General features: G+C 74.5%; 7 protein-coding genes. 2 read left to right on the plus strand and 5 right to left on the minus strand.

Going from position 1 to position 6,031, the window contains the following annotated elements:
* Positions 1-109: 109 nt before the first annotated feature.
* Positions 110-973 carry a Bax inhibitor-1/YccA family protein gene (locus tag ACFV5N_RS05785; protein WP_385594538.1) on the minus strand — a complete coding sequence of 288 codons (864 nt, stop codon included), beginning with the start codon at positions 971-973 and terminating at the stop codon, positions 110-112.
* Between the two features lie 146 nt (positions 974-1,119).
* On the minus strand, positions 1,120-1,764 hold the full coding sequence (locus tag ACFV5N_RS05790) for a TetR/AcrR family transcriptional regulator (RefSeq protein WP_385594541.1): 645 nt from the start codon (positions 1,762-1,764) through the stop codon (positions 1,120-1,122).
* A gap of 93 nt (positions 1,765-1,857) precedes the next feature.
* Between ACFV5N_RS05790 and ACFV5N_RS05795 the strand changes: the two genes are divergently transcribed.
* Both ACFV5N_RS05795 and ACFV5N_RS05800 read left to right on the plus strand, forming a co-directional pair.
* A complete protein-coding gene (locus tag ACFV5N_RS05795) occupies positions 1,858-2,796 on the plus strand; it encodes a zinc-binding dehydrogenase (protein WP_385594617.1) in 939 nt (312 codons plus the stop codon).
* Between the two features lie 100 nt (positions 2,797-2,896).
* Complete coding sequence (locus ACFV5N_RS05800; protein WP_385594544.1) at positions 2,897-3,094, plus strand: hypothetical protein; 198 nt, start codon at positions 2,897-2,899, stop codon at positions 3,092-3,094.
* Between the two features lie 118 nt (positions 3,095-3,212).
* Here ACFV5N_RS05800 and ACFV5N_RS05805 read toward each other — a convergent pair whose 3' ends face one another.
* The 3 genes from ACFV5N_RS05805 to ACFV5N_RS05815 form a co-directional block, all read right to left on the minus strand.
* Positions 3,213-4,193 (minus strand): alpha/beta hydrolase, encoded by a 981-nt coding sequence (locus ACFV5N_RS05805; protein WP_385594547.1) that lies wholly within the window; start codon positions 4,191-4,193, stop codon positions 3,213-3,215.
* Between the two features lie 334 nt (positions 4,194-4,527).
* On the minus strand, positions 4,528-5,475 hold the full coding sequence (locus ACFV5N_RS05810) for an ABC transporter permease (protein ID WP_385594550.1): 948 nt from the start codon (positions 5,473-5,475) through the stop codon (positions 4,528-4,530).
* A partial coding sequence (locus tag ACFV5N_RS05815) for an AAA family ATPase (RefSeq protein WP_385594553.1) occupies positions 5,472-6,031 on the minus strand: 560 nt, incomplete at its 5' end. The genes ACFV5N_RS05810 and ACFV5N_RS05815, both read right to left, overlap by 4 nt.

Raw genomic sequence — 6,031 nt, forward strand, 5'->3', positions numbered from 1 at the left:
GCTTCCGGCCCCACGGCACCCGGCACCGGCACCGGCACCCATGACGAGGGCCCCACAGGACACGCGTCCCGTGGGGCCCTCCGTCGTGTAGCCGTTACCCGGCGCCGGTTCAGTCGCCCTGGAGGATGGCGATCAGCCGCAGGAACTCCAGGTAGATCCACACCAGGGTCATGGTCAGACCGAACGCGGCCAGCCAGGACTCCTTCTCGGGGGCACCGTAGGCGATGCCGTCCTCGACCATCTTGAAGTCGAGCGCCAGGAAGCAGGCGCCGAGCACGATGCCGACGACACCGAACAGGATGCCGAGACCGCCGGAGCGCAGACCCAGACCGTCACCGCCGCCGATCAGGGCGACGATCAGGTTGACCGCCATGAGCAGCGTGAAGCCGATCGCGGCGGCCATCACGAACTTGGTGAACCGGGCGTTCACCCGGATGATGCGCTGCTTGTACATGAACAGCACACCGGCGAAGACCGCCATCGTGCCGAGCACGGCCTGCATCGCGGCGCCGGGCGCCCACTGGTTGATGTAGTTGCTGATGACGCCGAGGAAGAGACCCTCGGCCACCGCGTAGGACAGGATCAGCGCGGGCGAGGGCTCGCGCTTGAAGGACTGCCACAGACCCAGCCCCATGCCGACGAGGGCGAAGAGAATGCCGGCGCCGATGGGCAGGTCGGTGATCCAGGCGACGGCCGCCGCGACGATGACCGAGCCGAGGGTCAGGGCGGTACGCGAGACGACCGAGTCGATCGTCATCACACCCGGACGGGTGGTCGGCGCGCCCGGCGCCATCACACTGCCGTCGGGGCCTACCTGGGGCTGCGCGTAGGGGTTGCCTGGCTGCGCGTAGGGGTTGCTCGGGCTGCCCGCGTACGGAGTCCCGGTCTGCGGCTGCGGTCCGGCGTTGAAGCCGGCGTAGCCGCCGTCCCGACTGAACCCCCGACGCGTGAAGACCGGGTTGCTGCTCCTCATCTCACTCCTCCATGGCCGCACGGCACGGCCTTGCGTATCAGGGTAATGCGTTCGCAAAGACCGCACGCTAGTGCACCCGTCATAACGCTGGAAAGGGGCGCGAAGGTTCCCACCGGGGCCGCGTGCCGCACTCTGTGTCCCGATTGTCACCCGGCCAGGCCGACGCGGGCCTGAGAGACCGTCAACTCGGTCACCCGGGGGATGGTGGCGAAGGCGGTGCGCATCCGCCCGTACAGCTCCTCGCGTCCGGGGCCCGCGCCGTCCTCGTACGCGGCCGACCACTGTCTCAGCGCCCAGCGCCACGCGGACAGCATCAGCTCGAACGTCAGTCGCAGGGGGAGTTCCCGCTCCCGGTCGCCCCGGGCGAGCCGCTCCACCACGCGGTCGGTGACCTGGGCGCAGTGCTTCAGGCTGTGCGCCACCAGCGCGGGGGTGCGGTCGCACAGCGCGCGGCTGACGACGAAGCGCCGCTCCCAGCCCTCGGCCATACCGGCCACGGCGCCGAACAGGATGTCCTGGAAGTCGGCCAGGACGAGCCCGTCGGCCGGGCGGCTCTCGATGTCGGCGATGTAGGCGGCCCACAGTTCGCGCTCGGGGGCGAGGGCGACGTCCTCCTTGGACGAGAAGTTGCGGAAGAAGGTCCGCTGCGAGACCTCGACCGAGTCGACCAGCTCGTCGAGTGTCGTCTCGGCGAATCCCCGCTCGCTGAACAGCCGCAGGGCCTCTTCCACCAGGGCACGCCGGGTCCGGAGCTTCTTGCGCTCGCGCAGGGTCAGGCCGGTCTCGGTCACGGGGCAAGTGTACTGGGTGAGCACAGGTCATATGCTGGCTACCAGCAGGTGCCAGCAACCGGCACTTTCCTGCCGGAGGACGAGGAGACCACCGTGCACGCCTGGACCATCGACCCCGAGGCCCCTTCCCTGCTCGCCCTGAACGACGTCCCCGACCCCGAGCCGGCGCCGCACCAGGCGCTCATCGAGGTCACCGCCTACTCCCTCAACCACGGCGAGGTGGTGTACGGCCTGCGCCACGGCACCCCCGGCACCGTCCCCGGCTGGGACGCGGCGGGCACGGTGGTACGCCCCGCCGCCGACGGCTCCGGCCCCGCCGCCGGGACCCCGGTGGTGAGCCTCGCCCCGGACGGCGCCTGGGCCCGGCTGCGCGCCGTGGACACCGCGCTGCTCGGCACCGTCCCCGACGACGCCGACCCGGGCGCCGTCAGCACCCTCCCGGTGGCGGCGGGCTCCGCGCTGCGCGGCCTGCGCCGGCTCGGCCCGGTCCTCGGCCGCCGGGTGCTGGTGACGGGCGCGGGCGGCGGGGTCGGCCGGTTCACGGTGCAGCTGGCGCGCCGCGCGGGCGCCCACGTCATCGCCACCACCACCGACCCCGGCAAGGAGGCCCTGCTGCGCTCGCTGGGCGCCGACGAGGTGGTGTACGGCGCGGCGGGCATCCGGGACCACCTGGACGCGCCCGTCCACGGCGTCATCGACACGGTGGGCGGCGACCACCTGGTGGCCGCGTTCGGCACGCTGGGCCGGCACGGGACGCTGGTGGCGATGGGCCACACCGGCAACGGGGACGCGGTGCTCCCCCAGGAGGCGCTCCTCGGCCCGCTGGGCACCGGCCGGTCCATCGAGACCTACTACCTGCTGGAGGACACCGACGGGCTGGCCGCCGACCTGACCTGGCTGGCCGCCCTGGTGGCGCGCGGCGCCCTGGACACCCAGATCGGCCGGCGCGACTCCTGGTCCCGCACCCCGCAGGCCGCCGCCGCCCTGGCGGCGGGCGAGGTGCCGGGGAAGGCGGTGCTGGACGTGGACTGAGCGCGGGCCCGGCGCGCCCGCCCGGCGCGCCGGGACTGGCGGGCGGGCGCGCGGGTATCTGTGAGGGACACGGGGAGTGTCACGAGGCGCGGGGGGCGTGATGGCGGGGATACCGGGCCGGATCCGGGCGGTGGCGGCGGCTGCCGGGACGGTGGCCGCCGTCCTCGTGGCGGTGACGCTGCTGACCGGCGGGGAGGCCGCCGACCGCGCCGTCCGGCTGGCGGGCGCGCTGGCCGGCGCCGTGATCGCGCTCGCCGCCCTGGCCGGTGGCGCCGCCCGGAAGGACGGCGAGGACTGACCCCGCCGCGCACCCGCGCCCGTACCCACGGCGAGCCCGCACCCGCGGCGAGCCCGCACCCGCGCCGGATCCGCTCCGTACCGGCGCGTGCCACCGTCCCGGGCGGACGGCAGCCGGTTCAGGCGTCGTCGCCGTGCAGTGCCGAGCGCAGCGCGTCGATGGCCAGATGCCGGGCGACGTTGGCGGCCTTCGTGTCGCGGACGCTGTCCAGCAGCAGGAAGTCGTGCACCATCCCGGCGACCCGGACGGCGGTCACGTCCACGCCCGCCTCCCGCAGCTTGTTCGCGTACTTCTCGCCCTCGTCCCGCAGCACGTCCGCCTCATCGGTGATGAGCAGCGTCTTCGGCATGCCCTCCAGCCGGTCGACATCGGCCCGCAGCGGCGCGGCGAACACCTCGGTGCGCTGGGACGGCTCGGAGTACTGGTCCCAGAACCACTTCATGCCGTCCCGGGTGAGGTAGTAGCCCTCCGCGAACTGGAGGTAGGAGGGGGTGTCGAAGTCCGCGTCGGTCACCGGGTAGAGAAGGACCTGCGCCGCGATGTCCAGGCCGCCGCGCTCCTTGTTCATGAGCGCGAAGACCGTCGCCATGCAGCCGCCGACCGACTCCCCCGTCACCGCGACCCGGCTGACGTCCAGACCGTGCTCGTCGCCGTGCTCGGCCAGCCAGCGGCCCACCGCGTAGTTCTGCTCCACCTGGGTCGGGTACTTCGCCTCCGGCGCGCGGTCGTACACGGGGAACACCCCGGCCGCCCCGGCGCCGACGGTCAGCTCCCGGAAGAGGCGGTCGTGCGTCTTGTCGTCCCCGAAGACCCAGCCGGCGCCGTGGATGTAGAAGACGACGGGCAGCGGCCCCGTGACGCCCCGGGGCCTGATGATGCGGGTGCGGACCCGGCCCCACTCACCGGCGTCCACGGTCACCCACTCCTCGTCCACCTCGGGCCGGGGCACGTCCTCGCCACTCTGGAGCCCGAGCAGGATCTCGCGTCCGCGCTCCGGCGGGACCTCGTAGATGCGGGGATGCGGGTCGGTCGCCTCCGCCAGCTCCCGGGCGGCGGGTTCCAGGTAGGGGGTGACGGGCGGGGGGATGACGGCGGTCATGGTGCCTTCCTTTGCGTACGGAGGGGTAGCGGCTGCCCGTGCGCACGGGCTGTCGCCCCCCGAGTGCGCAGGTCCGCGCCGGTGAAACCCCTCGCCGCCCCGCGATCTCCCGGCCGGGCGGGGGACGCCCCGCTCCCGTACGTCACCCCGTGCGCCCCAGCGTGACGGCCCGCGCCCCCACCGGCGGCGGCGCCACGCGGCCGCCGACCGCCCGGCGCGGGGCTCCGGGTCCACCCGCCCGGGGCCGGCCCCGGACGTGTGCGCGCCGGTGAGCCGGTGGGCCCGGTCCTCCCCGGGGAGGGCCGGGCCCACCGCGCGCCCGTTCCGCCCGGGGCTACCCGGGGAACGCGCCGTTCATCGCGGCCTTGTGGTGGCGCGCGCGGAGGCGGGAGCCGGACTCGCGGCGGGCCGCGCGGCGGAGCAGCGGGATGGCCAGGAGGAACCCGGCGACCGCCCACGCCGTCAGCACCAGGGCCACCATGGGCAGTTCCCAGGACCCGCCCGGCTCCGCGATCCGCGCGGCGTCCGGCAGCAGCGCCGCCCGCAGGCCCTGCGCCATCCACTTGAGCGGGAACACCGACGCCACCTGCTGCACCGGCCCCGGCAGCGAGGTGATCGGGAAGACCGCGCCCGAGGTGAACAGCAGCGCCATCACGGGCAGCACGATCAGCGCCAGCGCCTCACGCGGGTTCGGCAGCACGGCGCCCAGGGCCGCGCCCAGCGGGACGACGGCGAGCAGCCCCAGCGTCGTCACCCACAGCAGCGTCAGCCACCCGGCCGGGTTCCTCGGCAGTGGCCCGTCCGCGAGCAGGGCCGTGCCGGCCAGCACCAGGACCAGGGTGCCGACCGCCGCCGCGAGGATCAGCACCGACTTGGCGATGAGGTACGCCGGGATGCCGCCTGGCGTGGCGCGCAGCCGCAGCAGGGTGCCTTCCTCGCGTTCGGTGACGAGCATCTGCGGCAGGTTGAGCAGCCCGATCTGGAACAGCAGGTAGGCGGCGAAGCCCGCGAGGACCAGGTGCGCCATCGGGGTCTCGGTGTCGGGGACGTCGCCGCTGAGCCAGGAGGCGAGCAGCACGGCGACGGCCACGTTGGCGAGGTGTCCCGACATCTCCTTGGGGTTGCGCAGCAGCTGGCCGAGTTCGATGCGCCCGCGCAGCAGGCCGGCCCGCCAGTAGCGGCGTACGGGGCGGTGCGGCGGCCGGGGGCCGCCGTCCTGAGGGGTGGGCCCGTCCGTGCCGCCGGCCGGGCGGGCGGTGCCGGTTCCGTCCGTCGCTGTCATGCGTTCCGCACCTCCGCGCTCTCGCTCTCGTTCCCGTCGCCGTGCTCCGGCTCGCCCGTGGTGCCGTGGTCGCCGTCGCCCTCCCGGTCCGTCCGGTCCGTCCGGTCCGTCCGGTCCGCCGCGTGCACCATGTGGAGGTAGGTGTCCTCCAGGGTGGGGCGGCGGACTTCGAGACCGGGGATCGGCCCGGGCGCGTCCCGGTGGAGTTCCCACACCAGCCGCGAGGGGTCGGCGGTGCGCTCGCGGCGCGGCGTTCCGTCCCGGTCCGTCCAGCGGACCTCGGCCCGGGCGGCGGCGCGCCGGGCGAGTTCGGCGGGGGTGCCGCCGGCACGGACCCGGCCGCCGACGAGCATCGCGATGCGGTCGGCGAGCCGTTCCGCCTCGGCCAGGTCGTGGGTGGTGAGCAGGACGGTGACGCCCTCCTCGCGGGCCAGCCGTTCGACCAGGAGATGGAACTCGTGCCGTGCCTGCGGGTCGAAGCCGGTGGTCGGCTCGTCGAGGAAGAGGAGTTCGGGGCGCCCGACGATGCCGAGGGCCACGTCGAGGCGCCGCCGCT

The sequence above is a fragment of the Streptomyces sp. NPDC059853 genome (genome assembly GCF_042731495.1).
Taxonomy (GTDB): Bacteria; Actinomycetota; Actinomycetes; order Streptomycetales; family Streptomycetaceae; genus Streptomyces.

What these genes read in the sequence shown, in the direction of transcription:
- ACFV5N_RS05785 (WP_385594538.1), bottom strand. Translation starts at nt 973, where the DNA reads ATGAGGAGCAGCAACCCGGTCTTCACGCGTCGGGGGTTCAGTCGGGAC.
- ACFV5N_RS05800 (WP_385594544.1), top strand. Translation starts at nt 2,897, where the DNA reads ATGGCGGGGATACCGGGCCGGATCCGGGCGGTGGCGGCGGCTGCCGGG.
- ACFV5N_RS05805 (WP_385594547.1), bottom strand. Translation starts at nt 4,193, where the DNA reads ATGACCGCCGTCATCCCCCCGCCCGTCACCCCCTACCTGGAACCCGCC.
- ACFV5N_RS05810 (WP_385594550.1), bottom strand. Translation starts at nt 5,475, where the DNA reads ATGACAGCGACGGACGGAACCGGCACCGCCCGCCCGGCCGGCGGCACG.